Origin of the sequence: Modestobacter sp. VKM Ac-2983 (genome assembly GCF_026967885.1) — a bacterium.
In the GTDB taxonomy this organism is placed as follows: domain Bacteria; phylum Actinomycetota; class Actinomycetes; order Mycobacteriales; family Geodermatophilaceae; genus Modestobacter.
Genome location: NZ_JAPVBK010000001.1, coordinates 262,927 through 281,512, shown reverse-complemented (window position 1 = coordinate 281,512; position 18,586 = coordinate 262,927). Strand labels below are relative to the sequence as shown.

Sequence of the window (18,586 nt, the reverse complement as noted above, 5' to 3'; positions counted from 1 at the left end):
CGGTGGACATCCCCGGCCGCTTCGCGCCACACTCCTGGGGCGGTCGGAGGTGACTCCCTGTCACGTCGCAGTCGAGCGAGGGGGTGCACGGGGGGCGACGTCCACTCCGTCGTGCCGCTCGGTGGTCACCGCACCGGCGAGCTGCCTCACGGTCGGACGTCAGCCACGCACGTGAACAGGAACTACGGGTAGCGATGACCCGCCGGGCACATCTTGGTCGCCTTCGCCCGGCGGTGAGCAGTGGCGAAACCGGGCCCGTCTCAAGCACCGAGAGGACCGGCCCATGAGCTCTGAACCTGCTGGACCTGCTGGACCTGCTGGACCGCCCACCCGCGCGACCTCTGGCCCCCGGGTGAGCGTCGTCATCCCGACCTACAACGAGGCCAAGAACCTGCCGGCCGTGTTCGCCTTGCTCCCCGACGACCTCCATGAGGTCATCGTGGTCGACGGGCGCAGCGTGGACGACACCGTCGAGGTGGCCCGGGCCCTGCGCTCCGGCACGAAGATCGTGCTGCAGAACCGCAGGGGCAAGGGCAACGCCCTGGCCTGTGGTTTCGCTGCGGTCACCGGGGACATCGTCGTCATGCTCGACGCCGACGGGTCTGCAGACCCCCGCGAGATCGGCGACTACGTGGACGCGCTCGTGGGCGGGGCCGACTTCGCCAAGGGCACCCGATTCGCCGCAGGTGGCGGGAGTGCCGACATCACCACCACGCGGGCCTGGGGCAACCGGTGGCTCAACCGTGCCGTCAACGTGCTGTTCGGGACGGCGTACACCGACCTCTGCTACGGCTACAACGCCTTCTGGGCGCACTGCCTGCCGGTTCTCCAGCTCGACGCCTCCGACGTCGGCCGCAGCGGGAAGTTGTGGGGCGACGGCTTCGAGATCGAGACGATCATCAACACCCGCGTGGCCAAGGCCCGGCTCGCGATCACCGAGGTGCCGAGCTACGAGTTCGAGCGCATCCACGGCCAGAGCAACCTCAACACCTGGCGCGACGGTTTCCGGGTGCTCCGGGCACTGCTCGTCGAACGGGTCAACGGCATCGGCCGGCAGACCCGGGTCGACCGGACGCGTGCGCTGACCCTGCAGCCGAAGGCGACACCCGTCGTGCCGTACGACGTCGCGCGGCAGCGCCGCGTGCCGGGGGCCACCACGATCGCCGGGTTCCTCCCCACCTCACGCGCAGAGCTCGCCGACTCGCGCGGGGACGTTGCATGACCCGCGTCTCCGTCGTGATCCCGTGCTTCACCGAGGAACGGTGGGAGGAGATCGTCCGGGCCGTGGAGTCGGCGCTCGACCAGACGCACCCGTGCGAGGTCCGGGTGGTCGTCGACCACAACGACCTCCTGCTCGAACGTCTCCGCCGGGCACTCGGCCCCCGGGATGTCCGCGTGGAGGCCAACCGGTACGCCCGGGGAGCCTCTGGCGGCCGCAACACCGGCGCTGAGTCGGCCGAGGGGGACCTCGTCGTCTTCCTGGACGACGACGAGGTCGCCATGCCCGACTGGATCGAGAACCTGGTCCGGGCCCACCGGAGCGCTCCGGGTGCGGTCGGTCTCGGCGGCGCCGTCGAGGCCCGGTGGCCCGGTGGCCCCCCGCGGTGGTTCCCCGAGGAGTTCTCGTGGGCCGTCGGCGGCACGGCGCCGCGCTCCGAGGACACCGACGTGCGGAACGTCTGGGGCGGCAACATGGCCGTCCGCCGCGACTCCTTCCTCGCGGCGGGGGGGTTCGCCACCGACTTCGGCAAGGTCGGCCACGCCTCGCAACCCGAGGACACCGAGCTGTGCCTGCGCATGAACGCCCGAGCCGGTGCAGGCGCTCGGTGGCGCTTCGTGCCCGGCGCCGTCATCTGGCACGAGGTCCCCCGGGATCGCCGCACGTTCTCGTTCTTCCTGCGCCGGACCTGGTCGGAGGGGGCCGGCAAGCGCGTCATGGCGACGCTGTCCGGCGCCGACCGGGGAACCCTCGCGGAGGAGCACTCCTTCGTGCGCACCGTGCTGACCCGGGGGGTCGCCCACCACCTGCTCGCCGTGCTGCGCGGCGACCTCGGGGGGCTCGCCCGAGCCGGCGCCACCGTGCTCGGTGTCGCCTCGGCCGCTCTCGGCTACCTCTCGGTGGCCGCCACGTCGGCCCTGCGCGCCGGCCCTGGCAACGACCCGGGGCGGAAGGGCGCACGCCGACCCCTGGCGTCCGCGCCACAGGCCGAGCCGTCGACCGGTGCGCGTCCCGATGCAGAGCAGCGGAGGACCGGTACATGAGCACCCTGGACGCCGGCGACCACCCCGGCGCGCGGGCCAGCTGGCGGATGCCGGTCCTGATGTACCACTCCGTCCCCCCGACCGCCGTGGCCGACCCGAACGAGCACCAGGTGCCCGCCGGTGAGCTCGAGGACCAGCTCTCGGCCCTCGCCGCGGACGGCTGGCAGCTCGTCGGCCTCACCGAGGCCCTCGCCCTGCGCGCCGCCGATCCCGCGGCGCGGGTGCTCGCCGTGACGTTCGACGACGGGTTGCTGGACTTCCGGAACGCCGTCGAGGTGCTGCAACGGACCGGAGCCCGGGCCACCATGTACGTCCCGACGGCGGACGTCGGCCTCCGCCTGGCCCCCGATGACCCGCACGGCTCCCGGCTGAGCTGGTCCGAGCTGGCCGAGGTCGCCGCCCTCGGCGTCGAGATCGGCAGCCACTCGGTCAACCACCGGACGATGGACGTGCTGCCCCGCCCGGAACTGCATCGCGAGATCGTCGACAGCAAGCAGCAGATCGAGGACGCGCTGGGCCTGCCGGTCACCTCGTTCTGCTATCCACACGGCTACTCCAGTCGGCACGTCGCTGCGGCTGTGCGCAGGGCCGGTTACTCGAACGGGTGCATCGTGGGCCGGAGGATCGCCTCATCCCGTGACGATCCGTACCGTGTTCCCCGCCTGCACGTTCGGCCGGGCGTCACGGGAGATGCCTTCGCCGCCCTCGTCCGCGACGGGGAGCCCGGGTTGACCCCGCACGTCAAGCGCGTGGCAGCGCCGGCGTGGCGGCTGGCTCGTCGGGCTTCGCTGCAGGTGCTGCACCGCCAGTTGACATGAGCGCGACCTCGGGGACGGAGCGGTTCGACATGACCGTGGTGGAGAGCTGCACCACGCCGGCCGGAGACCTCGCAGCGCACGTGCTGGACGTCGACCTGTCCCGGCCGGCCCCGGCGCTCTCCCGACGCACCGCCGACGGCAGCACGGCCGACGAGGCCTGGCTGCTCGTCCGGCTCGAGGGCGAACCGCTGGGGTGGGAGGTCGTCCCGCTGCCCGCTGCGGGCCTGTCGGCCGTCGACGTCCAGGCGCTGCTGGACGCACGGTGGGCGGACGAGGTCCGCCGCCGCCGGGCTCCCTCAGAGGGCTTCGCCGTCCGGCACGCCCACCACCTGACCGCGGCCACCCGGATGAGCGTGGTCATCTGCACCCGTGAGCGCCCTGATGCCCTGGCCACGTGCCTGGAGAGCCTCACCCGGCAGGACCACCCCGACTTCGAGGTCCTGGTGGTCGACAACGCGCCGGTCACCTCGGCCACCCGGGACGTCGTCGCCGGCTTCGGTGACCGCCTCGACATCCGGTACACGGTGGAGCCGCGGGCCGGGCTCTCCCGCGCCCGCAACCACGCGCTCGGCCAGCAGCTCGACGGCGAGGTCGTCGCCTGGATCGACGACGACGAGATCGCCGACCCGATGTGGCTGTCCGAGCTCTCCCGGGCGATGGCCGAGCGACCGGACGCGGACGCCGTCTCCGGTCTCGTCGTCCCCGCCGAGCTCGCCACACGGGCGCAGGTGTGGTTCGAGCAGTTCGGTGGCCACAGCAAGGGCCGCGGCTTCACGCCCGCCGACTTCGGCCGCGGCAGCGACGACCGCCAGAGCCCGCTGTACCCGCTGCCCCCGTTCGGGGTCGGCGCCAACATGGCCTTCCGGACGGCCTCGTTGCGGCGGGTGGGCTTCGACGCCGCGCTCGGGGCAGGCACCCTGACCCATGGTGCGGAGGACACCCGCGTGTTCACGGACCTGCTGCGTGCGGGCGGGAGCACGCTGTACCGGCCGAGCGCGGTCACCCGCCACTTCCACCGCCGCGACCTCGCGGGCCTGCGCAAGCAGATGGAGGGGTACGGCACCGGGCTGACGGCGTTCTACACCTCCCTGATCGTCGACCACCCGCTGGTGCTGGTGCGGCTCGCCCTGCTCTCCCGTCGGGCACTGCGCGACATGACCAGCTCCTCGAGCCTGCGGGTGTCCGGGCTGGCGGAGGACTTCCCCGGGGAGCTGCTCGCCGCCAACCGGGCCGGCATGAAGCGCGGACCGGTCGCCTACCTGCGGCAGCGCCGGTCGGACCGGCGGACGGCGGACGCAGGTACCACCGCCGTCACGGGGGACGCCGACTGGCAGCCCACCGCGATCGTCCACTGGGACCTGGACGCCGCCTCACCGGAGCGCGGCCTGGACGCAGCCGACGCAGCGCGCCACGGCGCCGTCCTGTTCGTGGTGTGGCGCGACTCCCGACCGGTCGCGTTGCTGACCCTCCCGCTGCCCGCGGCCTTGGACCGCACCACCCGCGAGGCTGCCCTGGCCCAGGCGCCCGCGCCGCCGCGGACGCCGCGGCCGGAGTCCGCCCTGCCCAGCGTCTCGGTGGTGATCCCGACGATGGTGGCCCGCCCCGAGGGGCTCGCCAGCTGCCTGGACTCGCTGCTGCACCAGGACCTGCCACCGGTCGAGGTGCTCGTCGTCGACAACCGCCGCACGGGCGACAGCTCCGACGTCCGCACCAGCGTCCCCCAGCTCGCTGATCCGCGGGTGCGCCTGCTCCGCGAGCCGGTGCCGGGGATCTCCGCCGCACGCAATCGCGGTGTCGCCGAGGCACGGGGTGAGGTGATCGCCTTCACCGACGACGACGTCCAGGCCGCACCCGGCTGGACCCGCGCACTGGCCGAACGCTTCGCCGTCGAGCCGGGACTGGACGGCGTCGGCGGCCTGGTCCTGCCCAGCGAGCTGGAGACCCCTGCGCAGGAGGTCTTCGAACGGCACAGCGGCGGGACTGCGAAGGTCCTCGAGCGGGAGACGTTCCACCTGGAGCGCCCGGGTGCCGGTGTCCTCGACCCGGCCCGGTACCGGGTCGTGGTCCGGCGGGCCTCGGGCACCGCCCGCTCGCACTCCCTCTACCAGCTCGGGACGTTCATGGGTGCCAACATGGCCTTCCGCGCCTCGGCGCTGGGCGCCGAGGGGCCGTTCGACACGGCGCTCGGCACCGGCACTCCCAGCCACGGCGGCGAGGACGTCGACATGGTCGTGCGGATGCTGTTCGCCGGGCGGTCGCTCGGGTACGAGCCGGCCGCGGTCACCAGCCACGTGCACCGCCGCACCGACGCCGAGCTCGCCCGCCAGATGTCGGGGTACGGCACCGGCTTCACCGCCCTGCTGACTGCCCTGGTCGTCCGGGACAGGCGGCATCTCATCGGGTTGGCACACGCCGCCCTGACCGTGCTGCGCGGCCGGCTGGGTCGCCGGGCCCCTGGCGTGACCACTCTGCTGGAGGGCCTGCCGCCGGAGCTCGGCCGGCTGCGGGTCCGGGGCATGCTGGCCGGACCCGGCGCCTACCTCAGCGCCCAGCGCACGGGTCGGTCGTGACCGGGGCACCGACGCGGCGCTCTGCACACGCCGCCCCGAAGAAGCGCCGCGCCCTGGAGATCAACGCGCTGGCGCTGATGACCTCCACGGTGTTCACCGGCGTGCTCGGCCTGGTCTTCTGGATCGTCGCCGCCCGGGTGCTGCCACCGACGGCCGTCGGGCAGGCATCCTCGGCGTTGTCGGCGATCACCTTCCTCGCCGGCCTCGCGCAGCTCAACATCATCAGCGTCCTCCTCCGCTTCGTGCCCGGTGCAGGCCGCACGACCGGCACGTTCATCGCTCGCGCCTACGGACTGGCCCTGGCGGCGGCGTTGGTCGCCGCCCTGGTGTTCGTCGCCCTCGGGTTCGGCCGCGAGATCCTCGGCGAGGGGTGGCTCGTGGGGGCGTTCTTCGTGGCCGGCACCCTCTGCTACGCCTTGTTCCTCGTCCAGGACGGCGCGCTGACCTCGCTGGGCGCCGCGGTGTGGGTCCCCCTGGAGAACCTGCTGGCGGGTGCGCTGCGGGTGGGCATGCTGTTCGCACTGGTCCCGATCTCGACCCGGTGGGGTGCGCTCGGCGCACTCGTGGTGCCGACGTTCGTGGCCGTGGCCGTGGTCAACACCTACGTGTTCCGCCGCCTCGTGCCGCGACACGAGGCGAAGGCCACCACCTCGGCGGAGCTGGACTGGCGGTCGATGCGCGGCTTCGTCGCCGGCGACTACGCGGCCAGCGCACTGGGCAGCTGCGTGTCGCTCCTGCCACCGGTGCTCGTTGCCTCGCAGCTGGGCAGCGAGGCCGCCGCCTACTTCTACATCCCGTGGTTCATCGGCGTCTCGTTCGGCACCCTGGTGTGGAGCATCGCCATGGCCTTCGTCGTCGAGTACGCCGGCGACGCGAGCACCTTCGAGCGACTCATGCGCCGCTCCTTCCGGCTCACTGCGCTGGTCAGCGTCTCGGCCTGCGTGGTGGTCGTGCTCGGCGCACCGCTCCTCCTGTCGCTGCTCGGGTCCGACTACGCCGACGAGGGCGCGACGACGCTGCGGCTCATCGCACTGGCGTTCCCCTTCAGCGCCGGCTTCATCCTCTTCACCGCGATGAGCCTGGCCCGGAAGAAGCTGACCCCGCTGGTGGCGTCCCTCGCGGTCAAGACCGCCGTGTTCCTCGGGGTCGCGCTGGTCTGGCTGCCCGACCTCGGCGTCAACGGGCTCGCCGCGCTCTACCTCGCCTGCGAGGCCGTCACCGCGCTCGCCATGCTGCCCACCGCGTTGCGCTTCCACCGGGCCCTCGTCGACCAGGGCCACGTCGCCGTCCCGGTCGCCGTCCCGGTCGCCGCCCCGGTCGCCACCCCTGCCGCCACCCCGGTCGCAGACGGCGGTGGCTCAGCCGCCGGCGAGGGAGACCCTGCCGGGACCCCGCCGGCCTCGTCCCGAGAGAGCGCCCCGTGACCCACCTGGTCCCCGAGCCCTCGCCCTCAGCGCTGCGCCTCCTGCTGGCGTCGCTGCGCCTCGACTGTCGGGTCTTCGTCCGCAACCTGTGGCTCAACCGCATCGTGGCGTCCTTCATCGTGCCCAAGGTGCTCCGCCGTGGGCTCTACCGCGCCGCCGGCATGGCGGTCGACTCCTACGTGATCAGCCCGCTGCTGCGCGTGGAAGGCGATCCGCGGAACGTGCGGATCGGCCCGCACACCTACCTCAACCTGGGCTGCTACATCGAGGCCGTCGCCCCGGTCGAGATCGGCCGGAACTGCTCGATCGGCATGGAGGTCCTGCTCATCACGTCCGACCACCGGGCGCCCGGCGGCGGCTGGGTCCCCGAGGCCACCGGCCTGCCCGTGCGCATCGGCGACCGTGTGTGGATCGGCGCACGCGCCACGATCCTGCCGGGTGTGACCGTCGGCGACGACGTGGTCGTGGCCGCAGGCGCCGTGGTCACCTCCGACTGCGCGCCCAACGGGGTGTACGCCGGCGTGCCCGCCCGTCGGGTCCGCGACCTGGCCGTACCGGATCCACGCGAGCGGAGGGCGTCCGCATGAGCACGGCACACCTCGTGCACGAGGACGGGAGCGGACCCCTGGTCAGTGACCGGTCCACCCGTTCACTGATCACCTGGACGGGACTGGCGACCGCAGTGCTGTCGAGCACGACCGTCCTGCTCGACGCACCCTCCTGGCTGGCCCTGCTGGCCGTGCTCGCCTTCGTCTGCGCCGGTCCGGGCGCGGCCGTCATGGCGCACCTCCCGGTGAGCCGGCCCTCCACCTCGTGGGCACTGACCAACGTGCTCTCCCTGGCGGCGTGGGCCATCGGTACGGCCGTGTCCGCCTGGCTGAACGACTGGTCACCCACCCTCGTCCTGCTCGTGCTCGCAGCCGCGACGACCGTGTCCTGTGTCGTCGCCCTGGTCCGCGGCCGGCGGGTGACCCGGTGACCCGCACCCTGTCGGGAGGCAGACCGCTCGACACCGGCGCGGCCGCACTGCCGGACGGCCCGGCGGAGAGCAGCCGGCTGTCCCTCGTCCGGCGGTGGGGTCCGCTCCTCCTGCTGCTGGCGGGCGTCGCGTCGTGGGCCGCCAGCCTGACCCAGGTCGACACCACGCTCCGCTCCGACTACGGCCTCCTGGGCCTCGTCGGCCCGCTGTTCTCCATCGGTCTGGGGCTGGTGTGCGCCTCGTTCGTCTGGGAGCTGGCCGACCGGCGCCGCGCCCTGGCCCTGACCGCCGGGATCGTGGCCCTGGCGCTCGTCGTGAACGCCTCTGTGCCCCTGCTCTACGCCATGCCCGAGTACGCATGGACGTACAAGCACATCGGCGTCGTCGAGTTCTTCAGCCAGGGACCGGGGGTGACCGACCCGCGCGACATCTACCACCAGTGGCCTGCCCTGTTCACCGGGGTGGCGGCGCTGGCCGACCTGACCGGCGTCAGCGTCCTCGCCCTCGCAGCGTGGGCGCCGCTGTTCTTCAGCCTGCTCGCCTCCCTCCCCCTCTACGCCATCGCCCGGCAGCTGTCGCCGGACCGCCGGGTCGCCTTCCTCACCGTGTTCCTGTTCCACGCCACCCTCTGGGTCGGGACCTCGTACCTGTCCCCCCAGGCCCTCGCCTTCCAGCTGGGGCTCGGTTTCCTCCTGGTCGTCGTGACGTGGCTGCGGCGGACTCCCACGGAGTGGCGACGCGGTCCCCGGGCGCTCCGCCGGCTCAAGGCCTGGTCGGTCCGCGGCGCGGATCCCGTGCCGGAGGTCTCACGCAGGGCACGGGGCGTCGCGCTGGCCGGGCTCTACCTGATCACCTTCGCCATCACGATCTCCCACCAGTTGAGCCCCTACATCCTCATCGCCGGGCTGGTGCTGGTGACGATGCTCGGGGCGGTCCGCCCGCGCTGGGCGGTGGTGGGGTGCATCGTCATCGCCCTGGGCTACCTCGCCCCGCGGCTGGCCCTCATCAACAGCGCGTACGGCCTGCTGGACAGCCTGAGGTTCTGGGAGAACGCCGGCGGGGTCGTGACGACGACGACCGGCACGGCCGGACAGGTGTTCACCAGCCGGGTCTCCTCACTGCTCGCTCTGAGCGTGTGGCTCCTGGGTGCGGCCGCCGTCGTGGCGTCGTGGCGCAGGCCAGGACGGGTGCTGCTGCCGGCGGCGTTCGCCTTCGCGCCCTTCCTCGTCCTCGCCGGGCAGAGCTACGGCGGTGAGGCCATCTACCGCGTGTACCTGTTCTCGCTGCCGTTCACGGCCTTCCTGATCGCCCAGGCCGCGCTCCGCCTGCGCTGGCGGCGCCTGGTGATGCCCGTGCTCGCCGTCCTCCTCTTCGGCGCCGCGCTCGCGAGCATCCAGGGCCTGCACGGCACGCTGGCGTGGTCGACCTTCCCCCGGAACGAGGTGCAGGCCTCCCAGTGGCTCTACGAGAACGGCGAGGAGGGCCGCATGATCGTCGTGGGGGCGCAGAACGCCCCGGGGCGGCTCTCGGGCAACTACAACGACTTCGGCGTCCCCTCGTCCGGTGGCGACCCCGACCTCATCGCCTTCGCCGGTCTGGGCGGGCGAATGCTCGACGAGGCGAACCTGGCCGTGGTGGAGGAGTTCATGGCCACCCAGGGCGACCGTCCCTACCTCGTGCTCAGCACCAGCATGATGGAGTACGCCCAGTACTACGGGCTGCTGCCGGACGGGTCCCTGCAGGCACTCGAGCAGGAGCTCGCCACCGCACCCGGGTGGACGACGGTGCACGAGACCGCAGACGCCGTGATCTTCCAGTACACCGGGACGCCGCAGTGACGGGCGCCGCCTGCACGGACGGCGCTGCGGGCCGTAGCTGACCCAGCAGGCACCGAGCGAGCCGCCCGGCGGCGGGGGCGGTGAGCCGGGCGGCGGGGGCGGTCAGCCGGGCGGCAAAGCCACCCGGACGACGAGGCCCAGGTGGTCCGACCCCGGGATCTCCACGGTGTCGAGCTCTCGGGCACCGGCGTTGCGGACCAGCAGGTGGTCGATGCCGATCAGCGGCGGGACGCCGTACCCCGACGGGAAGGTCGCCGTCCACTGCCGCCCGAGCTGCTCGGCGGAGTCACGGTAGCCGTCCCCGAGCAGGGCGCGGAACTGTGCGTTGCCCCAGGTCGCGTTGAAGTCGCCCCCGACCAGCACCGTCGATCCGTGGGGCTCGGCGTCGGCCGCCACCTCGTCGAGCAGGCCCGGGAGCTTGGCCATGTCCCGCACCCAGTCGTCGGCCGGCTGCGGCCAGGGGCCGGCCGCGTGGAACGCCACCACGGTGGGGCTGGGCAGCCCGTCGCCCAGGAGCACCCGCGCCGAGACCCACGGGAACGTCAGCCGGCTCCCCTGCTCGTCGGCGAGCGGGTACCGGCTCCAGAGCCCGATCCCCGCTGCACCCGGGAGCGGTTCGACGACGGTGTGCGGCAGCAGCTGGTCGAGACCCGCGTCTGCGAGACCGTCCCGCAGCCCGGGAGACAGCTCCTGGAGCAGCAGGACGTCGACCGAGGAGCTGCGGACCACGGACACGATGCCCTCCGGATCGGCCTCTCCCAACCGGGTGTTGGCCGTGAGCACGGTGAGCTCCGGTCCATCGTCGGCCGCCGGCCCGCCCGCGTACGTGGGCGCCAGGACGGCGACGGCGAACGCGGTCACCACGGCGGCCGCGAGGGCCGCCACCCGGAGGTGCGCCAGCACGAGGAGCACGACGGCCAGCGGACCCAGCGACAACAGGTGTGTGGAGAAGGCGCTGACGGCGACCAGCCAGTTGCTGCCCGAGGGCTGGGAGTGTGCCGCCAGGCCGAGGAGCGCAGCGACACCGAGCAGTGCACCGAGCACGCCGGCCCACCGGTGCAGCAGACGACGGCGCCGACGCGCCGAGGGGAGCTCACCGCTCTCGGACGCACCGTGCGCCGGTCCGCGACTCCCGGGGCCGGCGCTGTCGGATGTGGCGCTGTCGGTCGTCAAGCGTAGAGCCGAACCCAGTCGACGTAGAGGCTCACCGAGTCCGGGGTGGTCGCATCCGGTGCGGGGATCCAGTTCCCCTGGGGACCGACGTCGAGCTGGATGGCCAGGTGCATGGGCCCGTGCGGGATGGCCGCCGGGTCGGTGGTGCGGTAGATCTCCTCGCCGTCGAGGTAGACCGTGATGGCCGTCGGCTGCCAGTCGACGGCGTAGGTGTGCCACTGGGTGAAGTCGCCGGTGACGATGCCCTCGATGCGCTGGTCGTCGGCGCCGTGGTGCACGGTCGTGTGGTTGGTCTGCCGATCGCCCTCGACGATCTCCATCACGTCGATCTCACCGTCGACCGGCCAGCGGTCGGAGTCCGGCCACAGCAGGATGGCCGGTGCGTAGCCGGTGCCCTCCTCCACCCGGGCCCGGAACTCCCACCTGCCGTAGGTCGTGGCGGGCGGGGCGTACCACGCCAGCCCACCGGACACGTCGCCGCGGGCGGTGACCACCAGCTGCCCGTCGTCGACCGAGACGGCGCGGGGGTCACGCAGGCCCACGCCGCTCGACCCGGTGCCGCCGTAGAGCCGCCAGCTGGAGCTGTCGAGCTGGGAGCCGTCGAACTCGTCCCCGTCGAACTGCTGCCAACCGAGCCGCTCCGCGGCGGTCGGGACGGGGGGCGGGGTCGCGTCGTTCACCGCGGTGGGCACCTCCGCGGTGGCCTGGGTGACGCCCGTACAGGCGCACAACGCCAGCAGCAGCGCACCGAAGCCGATCCCTCGGCCGGTCCTCCTCGCACCGACGGCACGACGACGGACCGGCACAGCCGTCGACGCACGAGCCGCGGGGCATGGAGAGGACATGGTCAGCCGAGCGTAACCGTCCGGCGAGGACGGGTCCGGCTCCAGCTGCGGCGACCTCCCCCCGCGACGGACCGGTACGGGGATCAGAGCGGTGTCTCCTCGACGGCCTGGGCGATCTCCTGGACGTGCGGCGGCCGGAGCAGGGAGTTGTGCTCGCCGTGCAGGGTCACCAGCCTGACGTCCCCGGTCAGCAGGTGGCGCCAGGCCACGAGGCTCGCCTCGTTGAGATGACTCACGTACACGTGCACCCGGCCGTCCCACGGCTGTGGTCGGTGCATGAGGGAGGTGCGGACGCCGAGCTCGAGCAGCCCCTCCGAGCGGGCGGCGGACGGGGGCAGCGCCCCGGCGACGACGGCGAGCCCACGCCGGCGCCACAGCTCGCGCCGCGTCGGCGGCGGACCGTACTTGTCGTCGCCGGGCAACGGCGCCACGGTGGGACGACCTGCTGAGCCGTCGCCCTCGGAGCACCAGGCCGCGTCGACCACGCTCTGGGGGAGCACGGTGTCGACCATGGACACCGAGGCCACCTGCGCACCGCCCGCTGCCAGCCGGCGGGCCACCTCGAGGGCGATCAGCCCGCCCATCGAGTGCCCCACCAGGCGGTAGGGCCCCGCCGGCTGGATCGCGCGGACTCGGCGCAGGTGCCGGTGGACCGCCATGCCCACGGTCAGGTCCGGGACGGACCACTCCTCGAGCCCGTGCGGCTGGAAGGCGTAGACCGGTTGGTCGGCGCCGAGGGACTCGGTCAGGGGCAGGAACACCTGGCCGCCGGCCCCGGCACCGGAGAAGCAGAGCACCGGCGGTCGGGAGCCCGCGCGTCGCAGCACGACGACGCTGCCGTGCTGCCGCCGCGCCGGGGTCCGTGCGTCGCTGCGGCCGGCCCCGCGCTGCCGGGCCACGACCTCGGCCAGTTGCCGCACGGTGGGGTGCTCGGCGACGTCGGCCGACGTCAGGGTGACCCCGTGCTCCTCGCTCAGACGGGCGAGCAGCTCCTCCACACAGAGGGAGTCCCCGCCCAGCCCGGTGAAGGACTCGTCCCGGCCGACGTCGGTGCGGTGCAGCACGAGCTCGAACAGCGCGGCGACGGCCTTCTCCTCCCGGCCCACCGGCGGCTCGGGATCGGGCCGGACCGGGGTCGGGAGCGCAGCGCGGTCGACCTTGCCGCGCTCGTTGCGCGGCAACTCCGGCAGCAGCACCAGCTCGGCCGGCAGCATCCAGCTCGGCAGCAGCCCCGTCAGCCCCCGGCGCAGCTGCGCCGGTGAGGGGGTGCGCTGCTCGCTGCCCGGCGCGACGTAACCGACGAGGTGCACGCCGGTGCCGGTGTGGTCGGCGACGGCGACCACCGCGGCGTCGGCCACGCCCTCCAGCCCGCGCAGCGCGGCCTCGACCTCGACCGGCTCGACCAGGTACCCGTTGACCTTGACCGCGTCGTCGACCCGGCCGAGCTGGTGCAGGCCGCCGCCGTGGTCGTAGCGCCCTCGGTCACCCATCCGGAACGTGGACCGTCCGTCGTCGGTGCGGCCGAACGGGTCGTCCGGCACGTCCTGGAGGTAGCGGCCGAGGTACTGCCCGCGCACCTCCAGCAGGCCGACCTCGCCGACCGGCCGGACGGCGCCGTCCTCACCGAGGACGCGGATCTCCTTCTCCTCCACGACGAGCCCGGCGGGGACCACACCGGTGGGCACCTCGTCGGCTGGGCCGAGGGCTCCGAAGGTCAGCTGCCCGGTCTCCGAGGAGCCGAGGTGGTTGACCACGGTGACCCGTCCGAGTCGCTCCCGTGCGGAGAGCACATCGCGTCCCTGCAGCGCCTCCCCGGCCGTCAGCACCAGCCGGAGGTCCGGGAGCGGCCGGGCGGCCGGCATGCAGCCACACAAGGCGCGCAGCAGTGACGGCGTCATGGAGAGGACGCTCACCTGCTCGTCGCGCAGCCAGGCGGGCAGGCCGCGCAGACCCCGGTCGCGCGGGTCGTAGACGTGCAGCCCGACCCCGGTGAGCACCGCGGCGAAGAGCGCGTGCTCCCCGAGGGAGAAGGCCGGCGTCAGCACGAGCCCGAGCCGGTCCTCCACCGTCAAGCCGGTGCAGCGCGCCGTGATGGCCGCCTCGGTGAGGATCATCCCGTGGCTGTGCACCACGCCCTTCGGCCGGCCGGTCGACCCGGAGGTGAAGACGATCGTGGCGGGGCTGTCGGGCGCCACCGCGATCGCACCGGGCCGGTCGTCGTCCGGTCCGGGCGGGGCGATGACCTCATCGAGGTCGGCGGTGACCCAGCACCCCTCGACCGCTTCGGCCCGTTGGGCGAGACGGCTCTCCACCACGCACACCGCGGCACCAGCCGCCTCCTGGATCTGCCGGATCCGGCCGGGGGGCAGCTGCGAGTCCAGGAGGACGAGCGGCCGGCCGGTGAGCACGGCGCCGAACGCGGCGACGACCAGCTCGGGGCTCGGCGTGCCGAGCACGGCGATCGGCGCGCTGGCCGCGGCGTCCCGCGGTACGAGGGCCGACAGCCGTCCCGCGGCCGCGGCCGCGCGTTCCCCCAGCTCCGCGAAGGAGATCCGGGTGCCCGGGCCGCTGACCGCCGTCGCCGCCCCGCGCTCGGCGACCACGGCAGCCAGGGCCTGCAGCACGTTCCCCGACGTCGCGGGAGGTCGGGGTGCAGACGTCCGACCGGACGCGATGGCCGACATGAGAACGCCTTTCCTCTGGAGCTGGGCCGTGTGCACGCTAATCTGCCCGGCCGTCCCGCAGCGGTCCAGTTCACCCGTTCGTGTCCGGACCGGATCGCCACGGCCCCGCCCGGTCGCCGCGTCCCCCACTCGGGGGCGCTCGCTCGCAGGGCGCGACGACGCGTCCTCCGTCCAGGTGGTGCGGCCCGAACCGCGACGAACGTACTTGGCAGGCGGTGAACCGTTTCCTAGCTTGACGGCGAAGACCCACGGGCAGACGTCGACACGTGAGGGGCTCGACACGTGAGGGCAGAGGGATGGTGACGAGGACGACGGACGAGGCGGTGACGTCCGGGGCTGCCGGTCGCCGCACGTCTCTCGTCGTCCGGTCACTGGACCTGGACGACGCCCGCTGGGACGTCGCGGGCGAGGGCGCCTGCCTCAGCGATGCCGAGCGCCTGCGGGCCGGGCGTGGCTCTCCCGCCGTCCTCCGGCGCCGGGTCCTGGTCCGCGCCGGTCTGCGCCGGGTGCTCGGCGACCTGCTGGGCACCGCGCCGGCCGACGTCCCGCTGCACCTCGACCGCGGTCGGCCGTTCGTGCCCGGCGCCGGCCTGCACTGCTCCTGCTCCGCCAGCGGCGCAGTGGCCCTGCTGGCGGTGTCCGCCGGCGGCGCAGTCGGGGTCGACGTGCAGCGCCACCGTGACGACGAAGCCCGTGCCGCCGTGGACGAGGGGTGGTTGGCCGACGCGGAACTCGCTCTCCTCGCCGCGCTGCCCGAGCGCGATCGGCTCCGCGCCACCACCCGTGCCTGGACCCACAAGGAGGCGGTGCTGAAGGCGTGGGGGACCGGCCTCGACCGGCTCCCCGTCCACGTCGTGACGCCGGTCGCCGACCGTGGCCGGGTGGGCGGACTGCAGCTCACGCCGATCCAGGTGCGGGCCGGTCACGTGGCGAGCGTCGCGACCGCCACGGCCCCCGACGCTGCACCGCTGATCCCCTTACCACTCCCCCCCGGAGGTGCAGGATGACCGCGCTCGATGCCGCGCCGGACCAGTCCCCCGAGGAGACGCTGCCGCCGCAGCTCGCCGACCTCCGCAGCCGATGTGAGGAAGCAGCCGGGCGGTCACTGCCCACCGCCACCGAGCTGCACGCCTGGTCGGTGGCCTCGTACCGGGACTTCTGGCGCGTGTTCCTCGACTGGGCGGACCTCGTCTGGGAGGGGTCCGCGGACCTGGTCAGCACCAGCGACGACGTCCAGACGGCGCGGTTCTTCCCGGATGTCCGACTGAACTACACCGAGAACGTGTTGCGCCGGCGGCCCGGCGTGGACGACGACGCTCCTGCTCTGACCTCCGTGCACGCGGACGGCTCGGCGGAGCGGCTGTCCCGGGAAGAGCTGCGCACGGCCACCCGCCGGGCCTCCCGTGCCCTGGCCCGCGCGGGGGTCGCGGCCGGGGACACCGTGCTCGCGATCGCCGCCAACCACGCGCGGACGGCGGTCGCCGCCCTCGCGGTCTCCGGGCTCGGGGCGGCGCTGTCGACCGCCACCCCGGACATGGGCGTCAGCACGCTGCTGGGCCGGTTCGGGCAGCTGGACGCGACCACCGCGCTGATCGACCGCACGGCGCTGGGCGGCGGCGGGGCCGCCGCCGACCAGCTCCTCACCGAGCTCCTGGCCCAACTGCCCACGGTCCGGCACGTGGTCCTGCTGGACGACCTCCCGCTCCCCCGGCTGCCCGGCCCGCAGGTCAGCCGACTGACCGACCTCCTCGCTGACGTCCCCGCCGACGACCCGGGACCCACGTGGCCACGGCAGCCGTTCGACGCACCGCTGTGGGTGCTCTTCTCGTCCGGGACGACGGGGCCGCCCAAGGCGATGGTGCACGGCGCCGGTGGCTCGCTCCTGGAGCACGAGAAGGAGCACCGTCTGCACCTGGACCTGCGCCCCTCGGACACCCTGTACTTCCACACCACCACGGCTTGGATGATGTGGAACTGGCAGCTGTCCGCGCTGTCGGTCGGCGCCCACGTGGTGCTCTACGACGGTCCGGTCACCGGGCCCGAGACACTGTGGACACTCGCCGCTCGCCACGGGATCACCGTCTTCGGCACCAGCCCGGCCTACCTGCAGCTGTGCCAGGACGAGGGCTGGTCGCCCAGGGACGCCGTCGACCTGAGCCACCTGCGTGCAGTCCTGTCGACGGGCGCGGTCCTGCACCCGTGGCAGTTCGAGTGGATCACCGAGCACGTGGGGCCGGTGCCGGTGGTCTCCCTGTCCGGCGGCACCGACATCGTCGGCTGTTTCGTGCTCGGCCATCCCGAGGTGCCGGTGCAACGGGGACGCTGTCAGTCCCTGAGCCTGGGCCTCGACGTCGGTGCCCTGGGCGAGGACGGTCACCTCGTCACGGGGGAGGTCGGCGAGCTCGTGTGCAGCAACCCGTTCCCCTCACGTCCCGTCCGCTTCCTCCAGGACCCGGACGGCGAACGCTTCCGTGCTGCCTACTTCGCCCAGCACCCCGGCAGGTGGACCCACGGCGACCGCATCGAGATCGCGCCGGACGGGTCCTCGCGCCTGTACGGCCGGTCCGACGGGGTCCTCAACATCAACGGCGTCCGGATCGGACCGTCCGAGATCTACAGCATCGTGCGGGAGGTGGCCGGCGTCGCCGACGCGATCGCGGTGGAGACGCGCGACCCGGAGGCACCCGGCAGCAGCCGTCTCGCCCTGCTCGTGGTGCTCCGGCCGGGCGTCGTCTTCGACGACGACCTGGCCCGACAGCTCCGCAGCACGCTGCGTCGTGAGGGGTCCGCCGCGCACGTCCCGTCGCTGGTCCTGCCGGTCGACGAGATCCCCCTGACCCACAGCGGCAAGCGTTCCGAGAGCGCCGCGCGGGCCGTGCTCGACGGGGAACCCGTCCGGAACGTGTCAGCGCTGAAGAACCCCGGCTCGCTGGCGGGCATCGCCGCGGCCGCCGCGCACCACGCCGAGGCGGCCGCGACCGCGACCGCGACGGGCGATGACGTCCGCTCCGTCGTCGCCCGGGTGTTCGGCGAGGTGCTGGGCGCTCCGGTGCCCGACCACGCCGACTTCTTCGACGCGGGTGGCACCTCACGGCAGACGATGACCCTGCTGCGCCGGTTGCGCCTCGAGCTGCACCGACCACTGCTGCTCGAGGACTTCCTGGCCCAACCGTCGATCGCCGGCATCACCCGCTCGATGACCGCGGACCCGGCCCAGGCCTCCCTGCTGGAGGTGCTGCGTCCCGGGGAGCGGGGGGTGGCGCCGTTGCTCCTGGTGCACGGCTACCTCGGCGACGTCGACATCTACCGCGCGATGGTCGACGCCCTGCGGACGCCGGCGCCCGTCCACGGCCTGACGTCCGACCCGCAGATCGCCATGCGGAAGGGCGTCACGATCACCGAGATCGCCTCCTCGCTGGTGGCGAAGGTCCAGCGCGCCCTGCCCGAGGGGGACGTCCGGCTGGCCGGCTACTCCTTCGGCGGACTGGTGGCCTACGAGATGGCGCGGCAGTTGGCTGCGGAGGGCCGTTCGGTGACCTTCCTGGGCCTGCTCGACACCGAGCCACCGTTCGAGCAGCTGTCCCGGTTCTCGAAGGGACTGCGGACGCTCGCCTGGTGGGTGGCCCTCCTGGTGCCGGGGATGGTGGAGGACTCGGTGGCCGGGGTGCTGCGCCGCCGCCTGGGTCGCACCGAGCCGCCGAGCGAGGAGCGCCAGACCTTCGCGGCGGCCCACCGGGTGTTCAACGCCTACGCGTGGGGCCCCTACGCGGGGCCGGTCACCTACTTCCGCGCGCGGTTCCGGGTGCCGGTGATCGCCAACCTGCTCTACGCCTGGCGTCGGCAGGCCCCGGACCTCACGGTGGTGGACGTCCCGGGTTCGCACCACGTGCTGCTCAGCAGCGAGCGCAGCCCGGCTCTGGCGGCCGCCCTGGACTCGGCGCTGGCGGCGGCCGCGCGCTGAGTCGCTCGGTCCGGCAGGTACCGGGGGGACCG

General features: G+C 73.5%; 13 protein-coding genes. 10 read left to right on the top strand and 3 right to left on the bottom strand.

The annotated features are described in order from the left end of the window. Nucleotides 1–352: 352 nt before the first annotated feature. Genes O2W18_RS01235 through O2W18_RS01200 form a run of 8 tightly spaced genes read left to right on the top strand, consistent with a single transcriptional unit; the run spans nucleotide 353 to nucleotide 9,891 of the window. A complete protein-coding gene (locus tag O2W18_RS01235; protein ID WP_269185769.1) occupies nucleotides 353–1,222 on the top strand; it encodes a glycosyltransferase family 2 protein in 870 nt (289 codons plus the stop codon). Next, nucleotides 1,219–2,262, top strand: a complete 1,044-nt coding sequence (locus O2W18_RS01230) for a glycosyltransferase family 2 protein (RefSeq protein WP_269185768.1) — start codon at nucleotides 1,219–1,221, stop codon at nucleotides 2,260–2,262. The genes O2W18_RS01235 and O2W18_RS01230 overlap by 4 nt, the downstream gene beginning before the upstream one ends. Next, nucleotides 2,259–3,080, top strand: a complete 822-nt coding sequence (locus tag O2W18_RS01225) for a polysaccharide deacetylase family protein (protein ID WP_269185767.1) — start codon at nucleotides 2,259–2,261, stop codon at nucleotides 3,078–3,080. Before O2W18_RS01230 ends, O2W18_RS01225 begins: the two co-directional genes overlap by 4 nt. Beyond that, nucleotides 3,077–5,650, top strand: coding sequence for a glycosyltransferase (locus tag O2W18_RS01220; protein WP_269185766.1), 2,574 nt, complete (start codon nucleotides 3,077–3,079; stop codon nucleotides 5,648–5,650). The genes O2W18_RS01225 and O2W18_RS01220 overlap by 4 nt, the downstream gene beginning before the upstream one ends. Next, nucleotides 5,647–7,074 (top strand): lipopolysaccharide biosynthesis protein, encoded by a 1,428-nt coding sequence (locus O2W18_RS01215; RefSeq protein ID WP_269185765.1) that lies wholly within the window; start codon nucleotides 5,647–5,649, stop codon nucleotides 7,072–7,074. The genes O2W18_RS01220 and O2W18_RS01215 overlap by 4 nt, the downstream gene beginning before the upstream one ends. Then, entirely contained in the window at nucleotides 7,071–7,661 is a 591-nt protein-coding gene (locus tag O2W18_RS01210; RefSeq protein WP_269185764.1) for an acyltransferase, read from the top strand. Before O2W18_RS01215 ends, O2W18_RS01210 begins: the two co-directional genes overlap by 4 nt. Beyond that, nucleotides 7,658–8,053, top strand: a complete 396-nt coding sequence (locus O2W18_RS01205; RefSeq protein WP_269185763.1) for a hypothetical protein — start codon at nucleotides 7,658–7,660, stop codon at nucleotides 8,051–8,053. The genes O2W18_RS01210 and O2W18_RS01205 overlap by 4 nt, the downstream gene beginning before the upstream one ends. Continuing rightward, nucleotides 8,050–9,891 carry a hypothetical protein gene (locus O2W18_RS01200; protein WP_269185762.1) on the top strand — a complete coding sequence of 614 codons (1,842 nt, stop codon included), beginning with the start codon at nucleotides 8,050–8,052 and terminating at the stop codon, nucleotides 9,889–9,891. The genes O2W18_RS01205 and O2W18_RS01200 overlap by 4 nt, the downstream gene beginning before the upstream one ends. Nucleotides 9,892–9,993: 102 nt before the next feature. On the opposite strand, the gene O2W18_RS01195 is transcribed toward O2W18_RS01200, so the two are convergent. The 3 genes from O2W18_RS01195 to O2W18_RS01185 form a co-directional block, all read right to left on the bottom strand. Further along, nucleotides 9,994–10,935: an endonuclease/exonuclease/phosphatase family protein gene (locus O2W18_RS01195; protein WP_269185761.1), complete on the bottom strand. Its 942-nt coding sequence runs from the start codon at nucleotides 10,933–10,935 to the stop codon at nucleotides 9,994–9,996. A gap of 125 nt (nucleotides 10,936–11,060) precedes the next feature. Beyond that, a complete protein-coding gene (locus O2W18_RS01190; RefSeq protein WP_269185760.1) occupies nucleotides 11,061–11,744 on the bottom strand; it encodes a glycoside hydrolase family 16 protein in 684 nt (227 codons plus the stop codon). 248 nt (nucleotides 11,745–11,992) lie between these two features. Then, nucleotides 11,993–14,533 (bottom strand): AMP-binding protein, encoded by a 2,541-nt coding sequence (locus tag O2W18_RS01185; protein WP_269185759.1) that lies wholly within the window; start codon nucleotides 14,531–14,533, stop codon nucleotides 11,993–11,995. Between the two features lie 383 nt (nucleotides 14,534–14,916). Here O2W18_RS01185 and O2W18_RS01180 point away from each other — a divergent pair, with 383 nt between their 5' ends. Next, nucleotides 14,917–15,600, top strand: coding sequence for a 4'-phosphopantetheinyl transferase family protein (locus O2W18_RS01180; protein WP_269185758.1), 684 nt, complete (start codon nucleotides 14,917–14,919; stop codon nucleotides 15,598–15,600). After that, on the top strand, nucleotides 15,597–18,554 hold the full coding sequence (locus tag O2W18_RS01175) for an acetoacetate--CoA ligase (protein WP_269185757.1): 2,958 nt from the start codon (nucleotides 15,597–15,599) through the stop codon (nucleotides 18,552–18,554). The genes O2W18_RS01180 and O2W18_RS01175 overlap by 4 nt, the downstream gene beginning before the upstream one ends. The last annotated feature ends 32 nt before the right edge of the window (nucleotides 18,555–18,586 follow it).

What these genes read in the sequence shown, in the direction of transcription:
- O2W18_RS01230 (WP_269185768.1), top strand. Translation starts at nt 1,219, where the DNA reads ATGACCCGCGTCTCCGTCGTGATCCCGTGCTTCACCGAGGAACGGTGG.
- O2W18_RS01225 (WP_269185767.1), top strand. Translation starts at nt 2,259, where the DNA reads ATGAGCACCCTGGACGCCGGCGACCACCCCGGCGCGCGGGCCAGCTGG.
- O2W18_RS01220 (WP_269185766.1), top strand. Translation starts at nt 3,077, where the DNA reads ATGAGCGCGACCTCGGGGACGGAGCGGTTCGACATGACCGTGGTGGAG.
- O2W18_RS01205 (WP_269185763.1), top strand. Translation starts at nt 7,658, where the DNA reads ATGAGCACGGCACACCTCGTGCACGAGGACGGGAGCGGACCCCTGGTC.
- O2W18_RS01175 (WP_269185757.1), top strand. Translation starts at nt 15,597, where the DNA reads ATGACCGCGCTCGATGCCGCGCCGGACCAGTCCCCCGAGGAGACGCTG.